15 protein-coding genes are annotated in these 18,578 nt (G+C 62.1%); 8 read left to right on the forward strand and 7 right to left on the reverse strand.

The features are described 5' to 3' along the window. Positions 1-6 precede the first annotated feature (6 nt). Both recF and gyrB read left to right on the forward strand, forming a co-directional pair. On the forward strand, positions 7-1,110 hold the full coding sequence (recF, locus tag ACIQYU_RS22570; protein ID WP_402802296.1) for a DNA replication/repair protein RecF: 1,104 nt from the start codon (positions 7-9) through the stop codon (positions 1,108-1,110). Positions 1,111-1,114: 4 nt separating this feature from the next. Continuing rightward, positions 1,115-3,535 (forward strand): DNA topoisomerase (ATP-hydrolyzing) subunit B, encoded by a 2,421-nt coding sequence (gyrB, locus tag ACIQYU_RS22575; RefSeq protein WP_063912295.1) that lies wholly within the window; start codon positions 1,115-1,117, stop codon positions 3,533-3,535. Between the two features lie 62 nt (positions 3,536-3,597). Here gyrB and ACIQYU_RS22580 read toward each other — a convergent pair whose 3' ends face one another. Then, positions 3,598-4,005, reverse strand: coding sequence for an RcnB family protein (locus tag ACIQYU_RS22580; protein ID WP_207831414.1), 408 nt, complete (start codon positions 4,003-4,005; stop codon positions 3,598-3,600). A gap of 229 nt (positions 4,006-4,234) precedes the next feature. Continuing rightward, on the reverse strand, positions 4,235-5,527 hold the full coding sequence (locus ACIQYU_RS22585) for a sigma-54-dependent Fis family transcriptional regulator (RefSeq protein WP_233687621.1): 1,293 nt from the start codon (positions 5,525-5,527) through the stop codon (positions 4,235-4,237). 222 nt (positions 5,528-5,749) lie between these two features. Between ACIQYU_RS22585 and ACIQYU_RS22590 the strand changes: the two genes are divergently transcribed. Genes ACIQYU_RS22590 through ACIQYU_RS22600 form a run of 3 tightly spaced genes read left to right on the forward strand, consistent with a single transcriptional unit; the run spans position 5,750 to position 8,757 of the window. Next, on the forward strand, positions 5,750-6,634 hold the full coding sequence (locus ACIQYU_RS22590) for an MBL fold metallo-hydrolase (protein WP_063912298.1): 885 nt from the start codon (positions 5,750-5,752) through the stop codon (positions 6,632-6,634). A gap of 39 nt (positions 6,635-6,673) precedes the next feature. Continuing rightward, a complete protein-coding gene (locus tag ACIQYU_RS22595; protein WP_233687622.1) occupies positions 6,674-7,942 on the forward strand; it encodes an FAD/NAD(P)-binding oxidoreductase in 1,269 nt (422 codons plus the stop codon). After that, positions 7,939-8,757, forward strand: a complete 819-nt coding sequence (locus ACIQYU_RS22600) for a sulfite exporter TauE/SafE family protein (protein WP_207831422.1) — start codon at positions 7,939-7,941, stop codon at positions 8,755-8,757. The genes ACIQYU_RS22595 and ACIQYU_RS22600 overlap by 4 nt, the downstream gene beginning before the upstream one ends. Here the strand turns inward: ACIQYU_RS22600 and ACIQYU_RS22605 are convergent. Beyond that, positions 8,746-9,633 (reverse strand): LysR family transcriptional regulator, encoded by an 888-nt coding sequence (locus tag ACIQYU_RS22605; RefSeq protein ID WP_063912301.1) that lies wholly within the window; start codon positions 9,631-9,633, stop codon positions 8,746-8,748. The genes ACIQYU_RS22600 and ACIQYU_RS22605 overlap by 12 nt on opposite strands. Positions 9,634-9,854: 221 nt before the next feature. Here ACIQYU_RS22605 and ACIQYU_RS22610 point away from each other — a divergent pair, with 221 nt between their 5' ends. Together ACIQYU_RS22610 and ACIQYU_RS22615 are read left to right on the forward strand one after the other, a co-directional pair. Continuing rightward, complete coding sequence (locus ACIQYU_RS22610; protein WP_233687623.1) at positions 9,855-11,501, forward strand: GMC family oxidoreductase; 1,647 nt, start codon at positions 9,855-9,857, stop codon at positions 11,499-11,501. Between the two features lie 99 nt (positions 11,502-11,600). Continuing rightward, entirely contained in the window at positions 11,601-13,220 is a 1,620-nt protein-coding gene (locus tag ACIQYU_RS22615; RefSeq protein ID WP_233687624.1) for an MFS transporter, read from the forward strand. Positions 13,221-13,584: 364 nt separating this feature from the next. On the opposite strand, the gene ACIQYU_RS22620 is transcribed toward ACIQYU_RS22615, so the two are convergent. From ACIQYU_RS22620 to glyQ, 4 genes are read right to left on the reverse strand one after another with little or no spacing between them, the layout of a single operon-like run. Continuing rightward, the gene (locus ACIQYU_RS22620) at positions 13,585-14,370 is read right to left on the reverse strand and encodes a 1-acyl-sn-glycerol-3-phosphate acyltransferase (protein ID WP_207831427.1); all 786 of its coding nucleotides are present in this window, start codon (positions 14,368-14,370) and stop codon (positions 13,585-13,587) included. Between the two features lie 46 nt (positions 14,371-14,416). Continuing rightward, complete coding sequence (gmhB, locus tag ACIQYU_RS22625; RefSeq protein WP_085601056.1) at positions 14,417-14,944, reverse strand: D-glycero-beta-D-manno-heptose 1,7-bisphosphate 7-phosphatase; 528 nt, start codon at positions 14,942-14,944, stop codon at positions 14,417-14,419. 3 nt (positions 14,945-14,947) lie between these two features. Further along, entirely contained in the window at positions 14,948-16,999 is a 2,052-nt protein-coding gene (gene glyS, locus ACIQYU_RS22630; protein WP_063912305.1) for a glycine--tRNA ligase subunit beta, read from the reverse strand. Next, complete coding sequence (glyQ, locus tag ACIQYU_RS22635; RefSeq protein ID WP_023377955.1) at positions 16,996-17,943, reverse strand: glycine--tRNA ligase subunit alpha; 948 nt, start codon at positions 17,941-17,943, stop codon at positions 16,996-16,998. The genes glyS and glyQ overlap by 4 nt, the downstream gene beginning before the upstream one ends. Positions 17,944-18,026: 83 nt before the next feature. Here glyQ and ACIQYU_RS22640 point away from each other — a divergent pair, with 83 nt between their 5' ends. Further along, positions 18,027-18,578: a DNA-3-methyladenine glycosylase I gene (locus ACIQYU_RS22640; RefSeq protein ID WP_233687625.1), complete on the forward strand. Its 552-nt coding sequence runs from the start codon at positions 18,027-18,029 to the stop codon at positions 18,576-18,578.

Consider the following 18,578-nt stretch of genomic DNA (forward strand, 5'->3'; position numbering starts at 1 on the left):
GGCGAAATGTCCCTTCGACGTATCATTGTCACCGCGGTGCGCAACTTGCACCCGGTGACACTCTCACCCTCCCCCCGCATCAACATCCTTTACGGCGCCAACGGCAGCGGCAAGACCAGCGTGCTTGAAGCCGTGCACTTGCTCGGGCTGGCGCGCTCATTCCGCAGCACCCGCCTGAACCCGGTTATCCAGTACGAACAGCCTGTCTGTACCGTGTTCGGCGAAGTGCAATTAGCCGAGGGTGGCAGCAGCAACCTGGGTGTATCCCGGGAGCGGCAAGGGGAGTTCACTATTCGCATCGATGGGCAGAACGCGCGCAGCGCGGCGCAGCTGGCTGAGTTGCTACCGCTCCAGCTCATCAACCCAGACAGTTTCCGCCTGTTGGAAGGTGCTCCGAAAATACGCCGCCAGTTCCTGGATTGGGGAGTGTTCCACGTGGAACCTCGTTTCCTGCCTGCCTGGCAACGGCTGCAGAAGGCACTGCGGCAGCGGAACTCATGGTTGCGGCATGGTACACTTGACCCAGCTTCGCAAGCCGCCTGGGACCGGGAATTGTGCCTGGCCAGCGCGGAAATAGATGAATACCGTCGCAACTACATCAAGGCCTTGAAGCCCGTCTTCGAGCGAACCCTGAGCGAACTGGTCGAGCTGGACGGGTTGACCCTGAGCTACTACCGAGGCTGGGACAAGGACCGGGAACTGCAAGAAGTACTCGCCTCCTCTCTCCTTCGCGATCAGCAGATGGGCCATACCCAGGCCGGTCCGCAGCGTGCTGATCTGCGTCTTCGTCTGGCTGCCAACAACGCAGCCGACATCCTGTCGCGTGGTCAGCAAAAGCTGGTGGTGTGTGCATTGCGCATTGCCCAAGGCCACCTCGTTAGTCAGGCTCGCCGCGGTCACTGTATTTATCTCGTGGATGACTTGCCGTCCGAGCTGGACGACCAGCATCGCCGCGCGCTGTGTCGCTTGCTTGAAGAATTACGCTGCCAGGTGTTCATCACCTGTGTAGATCACGAATTACTGAGGGAAGGCTGGCAGACGGAAACGCCAGTTGCTTTGTTCCACGTGGAACAAGGCCGTATCACCCAGACCCACGACCATCGGGAGTGAATGCATGAGCGAAAATCAAACGTACGACTCCTCCAGCATCAAGGTGCTGAAAGGTTTGGATGCCGTGCGCAAGCGCCCCGGCATGTACATTGGCGACACCGATGATGGCAGCGGCCTGCACCACATGGTCTTCGAGGTGGTCGACAACTCGATCGACGAAGCCCTCGCCGGTCACTGCGATGACATCACCGTCATCATCCACCCGGACGAATCCATCAGTGTGCGCGACAACGGTCGCGGCATTCCGGTCGACGTGCATAAAGAAGAAGGCGTTTCGGCAGCCGAGGTCATCATGACCGTGCTGCACGCTGGCGGTAAGTTCGACGACAACTCCTACAAGGTATCCGGTGGTCTGCACGGCGTAGGTGTTTCTGTTGTGAACGCCCTGTCCGAGAAACTGGTACTGACCGTTCGCCGTAGCGGCAAGATCTGGGAACAGACCTATGTTCACGGTGTTCCACAGGCGCCGATGGCGGTTGTCGGTGACAGCGAAAGCACTGGTACCCACATCCACTTCAAGCCATCGGCTGAAACCTTCAAGAACATCCACTTCAGCTGGGACATCCTGGCCAAGCGTATCCGCGAGCTGTCGTTCCTCAACTCGGGCGTTGGCATCCTGCTGAAGGATGAGCGCAGTGGTAAAGAAGAATTCTTCAAGTACGAAGGCGGCCTGCGTGCATTCGTCGAATACCTGAACACCAACAAGACCCCGGTCAACTCCCAGGTATTCCACTTCAACGTCCAGCGTGACGATGGCGTGGGTGTTGAAGTCGCCCTACAGTGGAACGACAGCTTCAACGAAAACCTGCTGTGCTTCACCAACAACATTCCGCAGCGCGACGGCGGTACTCACCTGGTGGGCTTCCGTTCCTCGCTGACCCGTAGCCTGAACAGCTACATCGAACAGGAAGGCCTGGCCAAGAAAAACAAGGTCGCGACTACTGGCGACGACGCCCGTGAAGGCCTGACCGCGATCATCTCGGTGAAGGTACCGGACCCTAAGTTCAGCTCGCAGACCAAAGACAAGCTGGTCTCCTCGGAGGTGAAAACCGCCGTGGAACAGGAGATGAACAAGTACTTCGCCGACTTCCTGCTGGAAAACCCGAACGAGGCCAAGGCCGTCGTTGGCAAGATGATCGACGCGGCACGTGCCCGTGAAGCGGCACGTAAAGCTCGTGAGATGACTCGCCGCAAAGGTGCGCTGGATATCGCCGGCTTGCCAGGCAAACTGGCGGACTGCCAGGAAAAGGACCCTGCCCTTTCCGAACTGTACCTGGTGGAGGGTGACTCCGCGGGTGGCTCGGCGAAGCAAGGCCGCAACCGTCGTACTCAGGCGATCCTGCCGTTGAAGGGTAAAATCCTCAACGTCGAGAAAGCGCGCTTCGACAAGATGATCTCGTCCCAGGAAGTGGGCACGCTGATCACTGCGCTGGGCTGTGGTATCGGCCGCGAAGAGTACAACATTGACAAGCTGCGTTATCACAACATCATCATCATGACCGATGCTGACGTTGACGGTTCGCACATCCGTACACTGCTGCTGACCTTCTTCTTCCGTCAGCTGCCGGAACTGGTCGAGCGTGGCTACATCTACATTGCCCAGCCACCGCTGTACAAGGTGAAGAAAGGCAAGCAGGAGCAGTACATCAAGGACGACGAGGCCATGGAAGAGTACATGACCCAGTCGGCCCTGGAAGATGCCAGCCTGCACCTGGACGAGTCGGCGCCAGCGGTTTCCGGTGTACAGCTGGAAGCACTGGTGAATGAATTCCGTAGCGTCATGAAGACCCTCAAGCGCCTGTCGCGCTTGTACCCGGAAGAGCTGACCGAGCACTTCATCTACCTGCCGGAGGTGAGCCTGGAGCAGCTGGGTGACCACGCTGTGATGCAAGCCTGGTTGGCCCAGTTCCAGGAGCGTCTGAACAACAGCCAGAAGTCCGGCCTGGTTTACAAAGCCAGCCTGCGCGAAGACAAAGAGCGCAACGTATGGTTGCCAGAAGTGGAAATTACCTCCCACGGCCTGGCCAGCTATGTCACCTTCAACCGGGACTTCTTCGGCAGCAATGACTACCGTACCGTAGTCAACATTGGTGCCAAGCTTTCCAGCTTGTTGGGCGAAGGTGCTTACGTGCAGCGCGGTGAGCGCCGCAAGGCAATCGTCGAGTTCAAGGAAGGCCTGGATTGGCTGATGAACGAGACCACCAAGCGACACACGATTCAGCGATACAAAGGGCTGGGTGAGATGAACCCGGACCAGCTGTGGGAAACCACCATGGACCCGACCGTTCGCCGTATGCTCAAGGTCACCATCGAGGATGCGATCGCTGCCGACCAGATCTTCAACACCCTGATGGGTGATGCAGTCGAGCCGCGTCGTGACTTCATTGAAAGCAACGCGTTGTCGGTGTCGAACCTGGACTTCTGATTCGCGTAGATCTACAGGCACTAAAAAGCCCGCGAAAGCGGGCTTTTTAGTGCCTGTAGAAATCAGTAACCGCTTAGGACGTTGACGATCACACCACTGGCAATAGCCACCAGCACATAGTCCCCGTTCACATACAACCAGCGGTGATCACGGGGTGGAGCATACAGGTGGCGTGCTTTCCAGTCGGTCACCCAGTAACGGTCGCCACGGTAATGCGGGTCAACCACATGACCGCGATGCCACTGTTGATGCGGAACCGGCATGCCCGGTTGTGGGCGGAAGTTCGGGTCGCGGTAGGCGGGACCGCGGCCATTGTCATGGCGGCCTTGGTGCTGTGGCTGACCATGGGGCGGGTTGCCTTGGTGTGCAGGGCCGCCATCATGCCGATCAGGTGGGCCCGGCTGCGCGAAGCTGGCCAAGGGGGCGCTGAGCATGAGCGCGGCGCAGATCACGGTTAGGGTCTTTTTCATTTGATGCGGTCCTCTGCATGTTAACGCCTGGCGGGAGCTGACAGGTTGCCAGGTTCGGTTAACTGATCAGACCACAATCCTTCCCGCTTAATGTCAGTGCAGAGGTAAAGGTCCGGTAAAGGTCCGTGAAGCGCCATCCCTATGGGAGCGGGTGTGGTGCTGTATTCAGGTCCTGTGACGTACCTGTGGGAGCCGGCTTGCCGGCGATAGGGCCGGCGCAGCCCACGCGTCAATTCAGGCCAAGTTCCTTCAACCGGCGATACAGCGTGCGCTCACTCAGGCCAAGGTGACGGGCCAGTTCACTGCGCGAGCCCTTGAACTGTTCCAGTGCCTGCGCCAGTTCACCCAGGTGATTGCGCCGGCCACCTGCCTTGATCGCCCCCGCCGGTCCGATATCCTCCGGCAAATGCTCCGGCCGGATCAGCCCGTCATCGGCAAACAGGCGTGCCCTTTCCAGAATGTTGCGCAGCTCGCGAATGTTGCCCGGGAATGGATGCAGGCCAAGCTGCTGCAAGGCATCGTCGCTCAGCCTGGGCGTCGGCTTGCCTGCCATGCGTTGCAACAGGCTCTGCGCTAGCAGGGGTAAATCTTCCACACGTTCGCGCAATGCCGGCAGGCGGATCGGGAAGCCGCTGATGCGGTAATACAGGTCTTCGCGGAAGGTACCATCCGCCACCATCTGCCGGAGGGGTTTGTGCGTCGCTGAAACAAGACGAAAATCCGAATGCACCGTGCGCAGGCTACCCACCGGGCGGAAGCTGCCGGACTCGATCAGGCGCAGCAGCTTCACCTGCATCGCCAGCGGTACTTCGCCAATTTCATCGAGGAACAGGGTGCCGCCATGCGCCGCTTCGGCGAGGCCGATCTTGCGCTGGTTGGCGCCAGTGAACGCGCCCTTCTCGTAGCCGAACAGCTCGCTCTCGAACAACGACTCGGTCAGGCCGGTACAGTCGACCACCACCAACGGGCCGTTGGCCCTTGGGCTGCCCATGTGCACCGCGCGGGCGAACAGTTCCTTGCCGGTACCCGACTCACCCTGCAGCAACACCGGGATCTGCGCCGGCGCCGCACGCTGCAGGCTGGCCAGGGCCGCCTTGAACGCTGGCGCCCGGCCGACCAGCCCTTGCTCCTGGGGCTGCGCCGATGCGAGGGTGATGCTGGTCAGGCGTTCGACAAAGGCCACCACCCTGCCCTGTTCATCCAGGATCGGCCGCAGCTCGACATCCACATGCTCGGGGCCGCGTGGCGTGTGATGAATGTGCAGCACCCGCTCCGGTACCTTGCTGTGCCATGCCTTGCGCATCGGGCAATGCTCGCCGGCCTGGTCGCAAGGTACGGCATAGTGGTGCGAGACCTTGTGGCATTTTTCGCCCAGCGGCGCCTGCTCATGGCGACCGAACTGGCGGCGATAGGCAGCGTTGGCGGCCAGGATGTTGTAGTCGGTATCCAGCACGATGGTTGGCAGGGCATCGTGCTCAAGGTAGGAAACCAGGGCTAGGATGAGGGGATGGGCTTCAGGCATGACGGCACCGATTGGATGACCGGCGCAGGGTAACAAGGACTGCCAAACACTGCCATTGGCTGACAGTCGACTGCCAGCCGCGCTGCCACTGTCATCGGCAACTGTCAGCAACGGGCCGGTTTCATTGGCCCGCTCGCGAGAAAATGCCTGGCATGCATCTTGATAAACCTCCTGGCACTGCCTGCGCCTGTACAAGGCCGGGTGGATAAATTGGAGAACGTGATGATCATCGGCAACAACCTGCACGTGGACGCCTTTTACGACCAGGCGACCTCGACCATCAGCTACCTGGTCATGGACCTTGAAACCCGCCAGTGCGCATTGATTGACAGTGTGCTGGATTACGACCCCAAGTCCGGGCGCACCTGCACTGCCTCGGCCGACCGCCTGATCCAGCGAGTGGCCGAGCTTGAAGCCAGCGTGCAGTGGGTGCTGGAAACCCATGTGCATGCCGACCACCTTTCGGCAGCGGCTTATTTGAAGGAAAAGCTCGGCGGCCATACCGCCATCGGCGCCCACATCACCCAGGTACAGAAAGTGTTCGGCGCCTTGTTCAATGCCGAGCCTGGCTTCGCCCGCGATGGCAGCCAGTTCGATGTGCTGTTCGAAGACGAGGAAGGTTTCCGCATTGGCAACCTGCATGCCCGCGCGCTGCACACCCCAGGGCACACGCCTGCGTGCATGAGCTTCATGATCGAGGACGCCGGCGAGACCGCGGTGTTCGTCGGCGACACCTTGTTCATGCCCGATTACGGTACTGCTCGCTGTGACTTCCCGGGGGCCGATGCTCGCACCCTGTACCGCTCGATCCGTCGCTTGCTGGCCTTCCCCGACCAGACCCGGCTGTTCATGTGCCACGACTACCTGCCAGGTGGCCGCGACATGCAGTACGTCACCACCGTGGCCGAGCAGCGCGCCAGCAATATTCATATCCATCAGGGTGTCGATGAGGACAGCTTCGTCGCCATGCGTGAAGCCCGCGACAAGACTCTCGACATGCCCGTGCTGATCCTGCCTTCGGTGCAGGTGAACATGCGCAGCGGCCAGTTCCCCGCGCCGGAAGAGAACGGTGTGAGCTACCTGAAGATTCCGCTGAACAAGCTGTGACCGCCCTGCCCCATAACCAGATTTCCAGGATTTACCGCCATGTCTGCCTTGTTGTCCCCTGCCAATACCGACCACCACAAAGTGGTCATCGTCGGTGCCGGTGCCGCCGGCATCGCCACTGCTTCCAGCCTGATCAGCCGTGACCCGTCGCTGGATGTGACCTTGATCGACCCCGCCGAGGTGCACTACTACCAGCCTGGTTGGACCATGGTCGGTGCCGGCGTGTTCAAGGCACCCAGCACTGCTCGTACCATGGCCTCGATCATCCCGCGGGGTGTGCGCTGGATAAAGGCACGGGTGCAGGGGTTCGACCCGCTGGGCCAACTGGTCCTCCTCGAAGGCGGCCGCGCCATCAGTTATGAACAGCTGGTGGTCTGCCCTGGCCTCAAGCTGGATTGGGCGGCCATTGATGGCCTCAGCGAGACCTTGGGCCGCAACGGCGTCACCTCCAACTACCGCTACGACCTGGCGCCCTATACCTGGGAGCTGGTGCAGAAGCTCAAGCAAGGTCGCGCCCTGTTCTGCCAGCCACCCATGCCGATCAAGTGCGCGGGCGCGCCGCAGAAGGCGCTGTACCTGTCTTGCGACCACTGGCTGCGGCACGGTCACCTGGGGGCCGTAAAAGCCAGCTTCTTCAATGCCGGCGCGGTGTTGTTCGGTGTGGCGGACTACGTGCCCGCCTTGATGAAGTACATCGAGAAGTACGCTGTGGACCTCAATTTTTCCCACCGCCTGGTAGCCGTGGATGGCCCGAACAAGCGCGCCACCTTCGCGCGTACCTTGGCCGATGGCAGCAGCGAAACCCGTATCGAGGCGTTCGACATGCTGCACGTGGTACCGCCGCAGGTGGCACCGGACTTCATTCGTGAAAGCCCATTGGCCGACAGCGCCGGCTGGGTCGATGTCGATCCGCACACCCTGCGCCATCGCCACTTCACCAATGTCCATGCCTTGGGGGACGTGGCCAACACCAGCAATGCCAAGACCGCCGCCGCTGCCCGCAAGCAGGCGCCGGTCGTGGCCAACAATGTGCTGGTGGCCCTGGGCAGGCTACCCACCCTGGCCCGATACGATGGCTATGGCTCGTGCCCGCTCACCGTCGAGCGCGGCAAGATCGTCCTGGCCGAATTCACCTATGGCGGCAAGCTGGCACCGAGCTTCCCCAGCTGGTTGCTGGATGGCCGTAAACCGACGCGTCTGGCCTGGTTGCTCAAGGCACAGGCGCTGCCGCCCTTGTACTGGAAAGGCATGCTCAAGGGCCGCGAGTGGCTGGCGCGCCCGCAGTTGGTCGCCGAGGATGGGCAGTGATCGAACATCAATTATTAGGCGCGGGCCTGGGCGCGATCATCGGTGCCGTGCTGGCGTTGACCGGTGCCGGCGGTGGCATTCTCGCTGTCCCTTTGCTGGTGTTCGGCCTGGGCCTGTCGATGGTCGAGGCGGCACCGGTCGGCCTGCTGGCCGTAGGCATGGCAGCGGCGGTGGGGGCTGTGCTGGGCTTGCGTCAGGGGCTGGTGCGCTACCGGGCGGCGCTGTTCATCGCATTGATCGGTGTGGCAGCGGCGCCGTTCGGGCTGATGCTGGCGCACCGCCTGCCGAACACGCCACTGCAGTTGGTGTTCGCCGGGGTGCTGGTGTACGCCTGCGTGCGTATCTGGCGCAAGGCGGCCAAGGAACTGCGCGGCGCAGGCAATGACGCCCATCGCTACATCGAACCCTGTGTGTTGAACCCGCTGCAGGGCCGTTTGCGCTGGACCCTGCCCTGCGCGCGCGCCCTGGCCTTCACCGGCGCATTGTCCGGGCTGCTGTCCGGCTTGCTGGGCGTGGGTGGTGGTTTTGTCATCATCCCGGCCCTGAACCGCTACACCAACCTGCGCATGACCAGCATCGTCTCCACCTCGCTGGCGGTGATCGCCCTGGTGTCCACCGGCAGTGTGGTCAGCGCCAGCCTGGCAGGGGTGATGCACTGGCAGGTTGGCGCCCCGTTCGCCGGCGGCGCGGTGCTCGGCCTGCTGCTGGCGCGGCCATTGGCGGCCAGGCTGGCCGGGCCGCGCTTGCAGCAGATGTTTGCCGTGGCCGGTTGGGCTGCGGCCTTGCTGCTGGCCGGCAAGGCGCTACTGGGCTAACAGCTCGCCCTGTTCTGCCGCACACAGCGCCAGCAGGTAGTCCCACACTACCCGCAGGCGCACCGACTTGTGCAGTTCGCGGCGGGTGCAGATCCAGTAGCTACGCTGGATGGTTTCGCCAGGCAGCACGCGCACCAGCGTCGGGTCGTGGCGGGCCATGTAGTTGGGCAGTACGGCAATGCCCAGCCCGGCGCGGGCGGCGGTTTGCTGGGCGATTACGCTGGTGCTGCGAAACACCACGTTGGGGGCCCGGCAGAAGCTGTTGAGAAACAGCAGTTCCTGGCTGAACAGCAAGTCGTCGACGTAGCCGATCCAGCTGTGCCGGGCCAGGTCCTCGCGGTTGCGCAGCGGTGGCGCGCGGTCCAGGTAGGCCTGGCTGGCGTACAGGGCCAGGCGATAGTCGGTGAGCTTGCGGGTGATCAGCAGGTCGGCGTTGGGCCGTTCCAGGTGGATGCTGATCTCTGCCTCGCGGTTGAGGATGCTGACGAAGCGCGGCACCGCCACCAGCTCCACTTCCAGGCCGGGGTAGCGGTCGAACAGCGCATTCATGCGCGGAGTGAAGAACATGATGCCGATGCCTTCGGTCACCCCCAGGCGAATCTTGCCCAGCGGCGTGATGGCCTGGGTGATTTCTTCCTGCGCCAGCAGGGCGACGTTTTCCATGGCCTCGGCGTGCTTGAGCAGAGCCTGGCCCGAGGGGGTCAGTTCATAGCCCTGGGCATGCTGCACGAACAGCGCAGTACCCAGGCTTTGCTCGATGCTCTCGATGTGCCGGGCCACGGTGCTGTGGGTGGTGTTGAGGCGCTTGGCGGCGGTAAGCAAGCGGCCGCTGCGCTGCAACTCGAGGAAAAACCGCAGATCGTTCCAGTCGAACATGCTGATCCTTTTTGGCAGTTCGTTGCGGCCTCTTCGCGGGCACGCCCGCTCCCACAAGGTAACGCGATCCCTGTGGGAGCGGGCGTGCCCGCGAAGAGGGCGGTACAGGCTTACCCCTGTGCTAAAACGCACAGCGGCTGCGCGAAATCTCGTGTTTCCTCCACGAAATTACTCACTAAGATGGATCGGGACAAGAATAATAATCAGGCCCGAGGTTGCACATGCCATCAGCCGATTCTGTCTTCGACTACGTGGTCGTAGGGGCCGGTCCCGCCGGTTGCCTGCTGGCCAATCGTTTGTCCGCCGACCCTTCCTGCCGCGTGCTGCTGCTGGAAGCGGGTGGCCGTGACAACTATCCCTGGATCCATATCCCCGTCGGTTACCTCTATTGCATCGGCAACCCGCGCACCGACTGGTGCTTCAAGACCGAGGCGCAGCCTGGCCTGGGCGGTCGTGCGCTGGGCTATCCACGGGGCAAGGTGCTGGGTGGCTGCTCCTCGATCAACGGCATGATCTACATGCGCGGCCAGGCCGCCGACTATGACCGTTGGGCCGAGCAAGGCAACGACGGCTGGGCCTGGAAGGATGTCCTGCCACTGTTCAAGGCCAGCGAAAGCCACTTTGCCGGCGCCAGTGAGCACCACGGCGGTGAAGGCGAATGGCGGGTCGAGCGCCAGCGTTACAGTTGGCCGATCCTCGATGCCTTCCGCGATGCCGCCGAACAAAGTGGTATCGGCAAGGTCGATGACTTCAATACCGGCGACAACCAGGGTTGTGGATATTTCCAGGTCAACCAGCGCGGTGGTGTGCGCTGGAACGCCTCCAAGGCCTTCCTGAGGCCGATCAAGGACCGCCCCAACCTCACTGTGCTGACCAGCGTCCAGGTTGACCAGGTGCTGCTCAACAACACCCGAGCACGGGCGGTGAAGGCGTTCTGGCAAGGTGCCTGGCACGAGTTTGCGGCGCGTCGCGAGATCATCCTCTGTGCGGGTGCGGTGGGCTCACCCGGTATTCTGCAGCGCTCCGGCATCGGCCCACGGCAGTTGCTGGAAAGCCTGGGCATTGGCGTGCGTCACGACATGCCAGGCGTTGGCGGCAACCTGCAGGATCACCTGCAACTGCGCCTGATCTACCAGATCCGCAATACCCGCACCTTGAACCAGATGGCCAACAGCCTGTGGGGCAAGATGGGCATGGGCCTGCGCTACCTCTATGACCGCAGTGGCCCGCTGGCCATGGCGCCGAGCCAACTGGGCGCGTTCGTGCGTTCCAGCCCGGAGCAGGCCACCGCCAACCTGCAGTACCACGTGCAGCCGCTGTCACTTGAACGCTTCGGCGAGCCACTGCACAGGTTCCCGGCCTTTACTGCTTCGGTGTGCAACCTGCGCCCGGCCAGCCGCGGGCGTATCGATATCCGCAGCAGCGACATGAACAGCACGCCGCTGATCGACCCCAACTACCTCAGCGACCCCCAGGACCTGCGCGTCGCCGCCGATGCCATTCGCCTTACCCGGCGCATCGTCCAGGCCCCTGCCCTCGCTGCGTTCGACCCAAGGGAATACCTGCCGGGCCCAGCCCTGCAAACCGAGGAAGAGCTGTTCGAAGCCGCCGGCAAGATCGGCACCACCATCTTTCACCCGGTCGGCACCTGTCGCATGGGCAATGGCGAACTGGACGTTGTGGATAACCAGTTGCGCGTGCACGGCATCCCCGGCCTGCGCGTGGCTGACGCCTCGATCATGCCGCAGATCACCTCCGGCAATACCTGTTCACCCACCCTGATGATCGCCGAGAAGGCGGCGCAACTGATTCTCAAAGGAGCTGCTACCCAGACCTATCTGAACGAAGACGCGATACCGACGCCCTGACCCCGGGGTGCGTGCAGTACCGGCAGCTAGCGGTCAGAAGCTGCCGACAGTGGAACAACAAGAATAATCACTGTGGCCTGCGGGCCGAGGACAGCAACGATGTCGGATTACATCCAAGAGCAGGGTACGGCGGCCAGCAGCGCCAGCGGCCGTGAAGAACGCAAGATCATTTTCGCGTCATCCCTCGGGACAGTTTTCGAGTGGTATGACTTTTTTCTCTATGGTGCGTTGGCAGCGGTCATCAGCAAGCAGTTCTTCGCTGGCGTGAACGATACCACCGCCTTCATCTTCGCCCTCATGGCCTTTGCCGCCGGCTTTCTGGTGCGGCCGTTCGGCGCGCTGGTGTTCGGCCGCCTGGGCGACATGATCGGGCGCAAGTACACCTTCCTGGTCACCATCGTGTTGATGGGCCTGTCCACCTTCGCGGTGGGGCTGTTGCCCACCTACGCCAGCATTGGCATCGCAGCACCGATCATCCTGGTGGTCCTGCGCATGCTGCAGGGGCTGGCGCTGGGCGGTGAGTACGGCGGTGCGGCCACCTATGTGGCAGAGCATGCGCCGCCCGGCAAGCGCGGCTTCCACACGGGCTTCATTCAGTCCACCGCCACCCTCGGCCTGCTGCTGTCTCTGGTAGTGGTGCTGGGCAGCCGCTATATCAGTGGTGACCAGTTCGAAACCTGGGGCTGGCGCCTGCCGTTCCTGCTGTCGATCGTGCTGCTGGCGATTTCCACCTGGATCCGCATGAGCATGCACGAGTCGCCGGCCTTCGTGAAAATGAAGGCCCAAGGCAAGGTCAGCAAGTCGCCGATCCGTGAGTCGTTCACCTCCTGGCCGAACCTGAAAGTGGTGCTTACCGCCTTGTTCAGCATTAACGCCGGGCAAGCCGTGACCTTCTACACGGCGCAGTTCTACGTGCTGTTCTTCATGACCCAGATGCTGAAGATGGACCCGGCACAGGCCAATACCTTGCTGATCATCAGCGTGGTCATTGGTGCGCCGTTCTTCGTGTTCTTCGGCTGGTTGTCCGACCGTATTGGCCGCAAGCCGATCCTGATGCTCGGCCTGCTGCTGGCCACGTTGCTGTACTTCCCGCTGTTCAAGGCGCTGAGCCACTACGCCAACCCACAGATCGACGCGGCCAGCCGCCAGGCGCCGATCGTGGTCACTGCCGACCCACAAGGCTGTACCTTCCAGTTCGACCCGGTGGGCAAGGCGCGTTTCGACAGCCCGTGCGACAAGGTCAAGACTTTCCTGGTCAAGCAGGGCCTGCCCTATAGCTCGGTGGATGTGGCCGGTAGCGATGTGGTGGTGAACATCGGTGACAAGACCATCAACGGCTTCGACGAAGCGGCCATGCGTGCGGCGGTGGAACAGGCCGGCTACCCGGCCAAGGCCGACCCTGCTCAGGTCAACCAGGTGATGGTGGTGGTGCTGATCGTGGCGATGATCCTGATCGCGACGATGACCTATGGGCCGCTGGCGGCGGTAATGGTCGAGCTGTTCCCGACCCGTATCCGCTACACCTCGATGTCGCTGCCCTACCACATTGGCAACGGCTGGTTCGGTGGCTTCCTGCCAACGGTGTCGTTCGCGCTGGTGGTGTATACCGGGGATATCTTCTACGGGCTGTGGTACCCGGTGCTGGTGACCGGGGTCAGCCTGGTGGTGGGGATCTTCTGCCTGAAAGAAACCAAGGATGTGGATATCGACAAGATCTGACGCAGCTCAAGGCCTGCACCAAATGCTCAGGCGCTGAAGCGCTTGTTGTGGGAGCGGCCTTGTGTCGCGATTGGGCTGCCCAGCGGCCCCAGGATTTCAGCTGTGATGCATGAATTGCCGGGGCCGCCTTGCGGCCCTTTCGCGACGCAAGGCCGCTCCCACAGTCTTCTCCCACAGAGGGTGCAATCCTGCTACCGAGCCCATAAAAAAACCGGCTGTAAAAGCCGGTTTTCTTATGCCCCAAAAAAACTTATGCACGATTTTCAGAAAAATGTCATACACAGAAATAAACAGCTAATTCAAACACTTAGCTATCACTTCAGGCATTTAATCCAAAAACAGTTCACAAGTTATCCACAGATGGTCAGGCCATCTGCTCCTGGGGTTTTTCCTCTGCTGGCGGCAGCGAACCCATGGCCCGCTGGGTCGCTTCGTTCCACGCCGCGGCGCGGTCGTTGAGCTCGGCAATGGCCCGTGGCCCGGTGCCGTTGGCGTACATCGGCTTGCCAATCACCACCTCGATGGTGCCAGCGCGCTTGCCCCAACCGGTTTTCGGCCAGAACTTGCCGGCGTTGTGGGCAATCGGCAGCACTGGCAGCCCGGCATTCACCGCCAGCGCGGTACCGCCACGGGAGAACTTGCCCATGGTGCCGAACGGCACACGGGTCCCTTCCGGGAAGATCAGCACCCAGATCTTCTGCTTGAGCAACTCATCACCCTTGCTGGCTACCTGGCGCAGGGCTTCCTTGGGGTTGTCACGGTTGATCGCGATCGGCCGCAGCATGGCCATGGCCCAACCGAAGAACGGCACGTACAGCAACTCGCGCTTGAGCACCTGGCTCAGCGGCGAAAAGTACTGGGAAAGGAAGAAGGTTTCCCAGGTGCTCTGGTGGTTGGACAGGATCACGCAAGGCTCATCAGGCACGTTCTCGGCGCCAGTGACCTTGTAGTCGATACCCAGGATGGTGCGCACCAGGAACAACGCGCAACGGCACCAGTACACGTTGATGAACTTGTAGCGCTTGGGGAACGACAGGAACGGCGCGACGAAGAAGCTCAGCGAGCACCACAGCAGCGAACTGGTGCCCAGCAGCAGGTAAAAAAGAAAGATTCTGATCGCCTGCAGGATCGACATAGTGGCTTGTACCATTGCGGGGCATGCCCGCCTGAGAAAAATGCGCCCGAAGGCGCACTGTTTAAATTAGTTCTCTGGCGATAGCTGCCAGATCGTCGAAAATCAGTGTAGTTTCCGGGACGCCTTTTTCCAGGGTCCGCTCGCCCTTGCCGGTTTTCACCAGCACGGGTTGTGCACCGACGGCCAGGGCGGCCTCCAGGTCACCTTTGCTGTCGCCAACGAACCAGACGCCTTCCAGGCCGACCTGGTAATGCTCGGCGATCGCCCGCAGCATGCCAGGCTTGGGCTTGCGGCAATCGCAGCCTTCGTCCGGCCCGTGCGGGCAATACACGATGTGGCCCACCTCGCCACCCTGCTCGGCCACCAGCGCGCGCAGGCGCGCGTGCATGGCCTCGAGGGTTGCCAGCGCATAGTAGCCACGGGCAATGCCGGACTGGTTGGTGGCAACGGCCACCGTCCAGCCCGCCTTGCTCAACTGCGCGATCGCTTCGACCGAGCCAGGGATCGGCACCCACTCGTCCAGCGTCTTGATGTAGGCGTCGGAGTCGTGGTTGATGACTCCGTCACGGTCGAGAATCAGCAGTTTCAAGGCTTACCCCAGCAGCGAAATGTCGGCCACGCCCAGGAACAGGCCGCGCAGGCGGCTGAGCAGGGCATAACGGTTGGCGCGTACCTTGGCGTCCTCGGCGTTGACCATCACTGCCTCGAAGAAGGCGTCGACCGGGTCACGCAGGGCCGCCAGGCGGGCCAGCGATTCGCTGTACTGGCGTGCAGCTGCCATCGGTTGCACGGCCTGGTCGGCCTGCTGGATGGCCGAGTACAGGGAGAACTCGTTGGCATTGTCGAAGTACTTCGGCTCGACGTGATCGGCGATGGCGCCTTCGGCCTTGCTCAGCAGGTTCGACACGCGCTTGTTCACCGCCGCCAGGGCCTCGGCTTCCGGCAGCTTGCGGAAGGCTTGTACAGCCTGCACACGCTGGTCGAAGTCCAGGGCAGAACCTGGCTGCAGGGCACGTACCGACAGGTAGGTGGCCACGTCGATGCCTTCGTCTTCGTAGCGTGCACGCAGGCGGTCGAAAATGAACTCCAGTACCTGCTCGGCCAGGCCGGCGGCCTTGACCTTGGCGCCGAACTGCTTGACTGCGAACTCGACCGCGCCGGTCAGGTCCAGGTCCAGCTGCTTCTCGATCAGGATACGCAGCACGCCCAGGGCAGCACGGCGCAGGGCGTACGGGTCCTTGCTGCCGGTCGGCAGCATGCCGATGCCGAAGATGCCGACCAGGGTGTCGAGCTTGTCGGCGATGGCCACGGCAGCACCGGTGAGGGTCTGCGGCAGCTCGGCGCCAGCACCGCGCGGCATGTACTGCTCGTTCAGGGCCAGGGCCACGTCTTCCGGCTCACCGTCGTTGAGCGCGTAGTAGTAACCGGCAACACCCTGCATCTCAGGGAATTCGCCGACCATCTCGGTGGCCAGGTCGCACTTCGACAGCAGGCCGGCACGGCCGGCGCGCTGGGCGTCGCCGCCAATCAGCGGGGCGATGAAGGCGGCCAGCCGGGAAACGCGCTCGGCCTTGTCGTACACGGTGCCCAGCTGAGCCTGGAACACCACGTTCTTCAGGCGCTCGTTGAAGGTTTCCAGCGGCTGCTTCTTGTCCTGCTTGAAGAAGAACTCGGCATCGGTCAGGCGTGGGCGCACGACCTTCTCGTTGCCTTGCACGATCTGCTTCGGGTCACGGCTTTCGACGTTGGCCACGGTGATGAAGCGCGGCAGCAGCTTGCCTTCGCTGTCCAGCAGGCAGAAGTACTTCTGGTTGTCCTGCATGGTGGTGATCAGGGCTTCCTGCGGCACTTCGAGGAAACGCTCCTCGAACGAGCACACCAGCGGCACTGGCCACTCCACCAGAGCGGTCACTTCGTCCAGCAGCGCCGGTGGCACGATGGCTGTGCCTTCCTGCTGCATGGCCAGCTCGGCGGTACGCTTGCTGATCAGCTCGCGGCGCTCGGCGAAGTCGGCCAGCACGTACGCTTTGCGCAGGTCTTCGACGTAGTTGGCCGGGGTGGTGATGACCACGTTTTCCGGGTGGTGGAAGCGATGGCCACGGGATTCACGGCCGGCCTTCTGCGACAGGATGGTGCAGTCGACCACCTGGTCGCCCAGCAGCATCACCAGCCATTGGGTCGGGCGCACGAACTCTTCACGGCTGGCCGCCCAGCGCATGCGCTTGGGGATCGGCAGGTCGTTGAGCGAATCTTCGACGATGGTCGGCAGCAGGCCAGCGGTGGCCTTGCCCGGGATGTGCTGGGAGAAGCGCAGCTTGGGGCCGCTCTGGTCGATTTCCGACAGCTCCACACCGCATTTCTTGGCAAAGCCCAAGGCAGCCTGGGTCGGCTCGCCGTCTTTGAAAGCAGCCTGCAGGGGCGGGCCGTCGATGTTGATGCTGCGGTCAGGCTGCTGCACGTCCAGCTGGCGGATCAGCACGGCCAGGCGACGCGGCGCGGCGTATACCTGCTTGCCGGTGTAGTTCAGGCCAGCGGCCTGCAGGCCTTTCTCGATACCGGCCAGGAAAGCTTCGCCGAGGCTGGCGAGGGCCTTCGGCGGCAGCTCTTCGGTGCCCAGTTCTACCAGGAAATCTTGAGCACTCATTGTGCAGCCTCCAGCTTAGCCAACACTTCGTCACGCAGTTCAGGGGTAGCCATCGGGAAGCCCAGGCGTGCACGGGCTTGCAGATAGCTTTGCGCCACGTCCCGGGCCAGGGTACGTACACGCAGGATGTAGCGCTGGCGCTCGGTTACCGAGATGGCGCGGCGGGCGTCCAGCAGGTTGAAGGTGTGCGAGGCCTTCAGGACCATTTCATAAGTCGGCAGCGGCAGCTCAAGCTTGATCAGGCGGTTGGCTTCGCTTTCGTAGAAGTCGAACAGTTCGAACAGCTTCTCGACGTTGGCGTGTTCGAAGTTGTAGGTCGACTGCTCCACTTCGTTCTGGTGGAACACGTCACCGTAGGTGACCTTGCCGAACGGGCCGTCGGCCCACACCAGGTCGTACACCGAGTCGACGCCCTGGATGTACATGGCCAGGCGCTCGAGGCCGTAGGTGATTTCACCGGTGACCGGGTAGCACTCGATGCCGCCTACCTGCTGGAAGTAGGTGAACTGGGTGACTTCCATGCCGTTGAGCCAGATTTCCCAACCCAGGCCCCAGGCGCCGAGGGTCGGCGATTCCCAGTTGTCTTCGACGAAGCGAATGTCGTGGACCAGCGGGTCCAGGCCGATGGCTTTCAGCGAGCCGAGGTACAGCTCCTGGAAGTTGGCCGGGTTGGGCTTGAGTACCACCTGGAACTGGTAGTAGTGCTGCAGGCGGTTGGGGTTTTCGCCATACCGCCCGTCGGCAGGGCGACGGCTAGGCTGCACATAGGCGGCGTTCCAGGTTTCTGGACCCACGGCGCGCAGGAATGTAGCGGTGTGGAAAGTGCCGGCGCCTACTTCCATATCGTAGGGCTGAAGCACCACACAACCTTGCTCGGCCCAGTAGTTCTGCAGGGCGAGGATCAGGTCTTGGAAGGTACGCACGGCTGGCGTAGGCTGGCTCACGAAATTCACCTGTATCTGGGGATGCGGATGTAAAGAGCGGGAGTATAACCTGATTCGCCTCGCCCTCTACTCATTGGAGCCTTATGCCACGCTGCTTTTGGTGTACCGACGATCCGTTGTACCAGGCCTACCATGACCAGGAATGGGGAACGCCACAGCGTGACCCGGCGTTGCTGTTCGAGATGCTTTTGCTCGAAGGGTTCCAGGCGGGGCTGTCGTGGATCACCGTATTGCGCAAACGCGAGCGTTATCGCGAGGTGATGCACGGCTTCGATCCGGTGAAACTCGCCGTCATGAGCGACGAACGCATCGAGGAGCTGATGCAGGATGCCGGTATCATCCGCAACCGCCTCAAGCTCAAGGCTGCCAGGCGTAACGCGCAGGCCTGGCTGGCTGTGGATAACCCCGCCGAATGGCTGTGGTCGTTTGTTGGTGGGGCGCCGAAGATCAACCACTTCACGGGGCGCAGCGAGGTGCCAGCAGTTACCGATGAAGCCAAGGCAATGAGCAAAGCCCTGCAGAAAGCCGGCTTCACCTTCGTTGGCCCGACCATCTGCTATGCCTTCATGCAGGCCACCGGCATGGTCATGGACCACACCACCGATTGCGATCGCTACGCCGCCTTGTTGCGTTGA

The sequence above is a fragment of the Pseudomonas sp. NPDC096925 genome (genome assembly GCF_044762545.1).
Lineage (GTDB): Bacteria > Pseudomonadota > Gammaproteobacteria > Pseudomonadales > Pseudomonadaceae > Aquipseudomonas.

Bases quoted from the DNA above. Each gene is read 5' to 3' on its own strand.
- ACIQYU_RS22640 (WP_233687625.1), top strand. From the start codon at position 18,027: ATGCCACGCTGCTTTTGGTGTACCGACGATCCGTTGTACCAGGCCTAC.
- ACIQYU_RS22590 (WP_063912298.1), top strand. From the start codon at position 5,750: ATGATCATCGGCAACAACCTGCACGTGGACGCCTTTTACGACCAGGCG.
- ACIQYU_RS22610 (WP_233687623.1), top strand. From the start codon at position 9,855: ATGCCATCAGCCGATTCTGTCTTCGACTACGTGGTCGTAGGGGCCGGT.
- recF (WP_402802296.1), top strand. From the start codon at position 7: ATGTCCCTTCGACGTATCATTGTCACCGCGGTGCGCAACTTGCACCCG.
- ACIQYU_RS22580 (WP_207831414.1), bottom strand. From the start codon at position 4,005: ATGAAAAAGACCCTAACCGTGATCTGCGCCGCGCTCATGCTCAGCGCC.
- ACIQYU_RS22595 (WP_233687622.1), top strand. From the start codon at position 6,674: ATGTCTGCCTTGTTGTCCCCTGCCAATACCGACCACCACAAAGTGGTC.
- ACIQYU_RS22615 (WP_233687624.1), top strand. From the start codon at position 11,601: ATGTCGGATTACATCCAAGAGCAGGGTACGGCGGCCAGCAGCGCCAGC.
- ACIQYU_RS22620 (WP_207831427.1), bottom strand. From the start codon at position 14,370: ATGGTACAAGCCACTATGTCGATCCTGCAGGCGATCAGAATCTTTCTT.
- ACIQYU_RS22605 (WP_063912301.1), bottom strand. From the start codon at position 9,633: ATGTTCGACTGGAACGATCTGCGGTTTTTCCTCGAGTTGCAGCGCAGC.
- glyS (WP_063912305.1), bottom strand. From the start codon at position 16,999: ATGAGTGCTCAAGATTTCCTGGTAGAACTGGGCACCGAAGAGCTGCCG.
- ACIQYU_RS22585 (WP_233687621.1), bottom strand. From the start codon at position 5,527: ATGCCTGAAGCCCATCCCCTCATCCTAGCCCTGGTTTCCTACCTTGAG.
- gyrB (WP_063912295.1), top strand. From the start codon at position 1,115: ATGAGCGAAAATCAAACGTACGACTCCTCCAGCATCAAGGTGCTGAAA.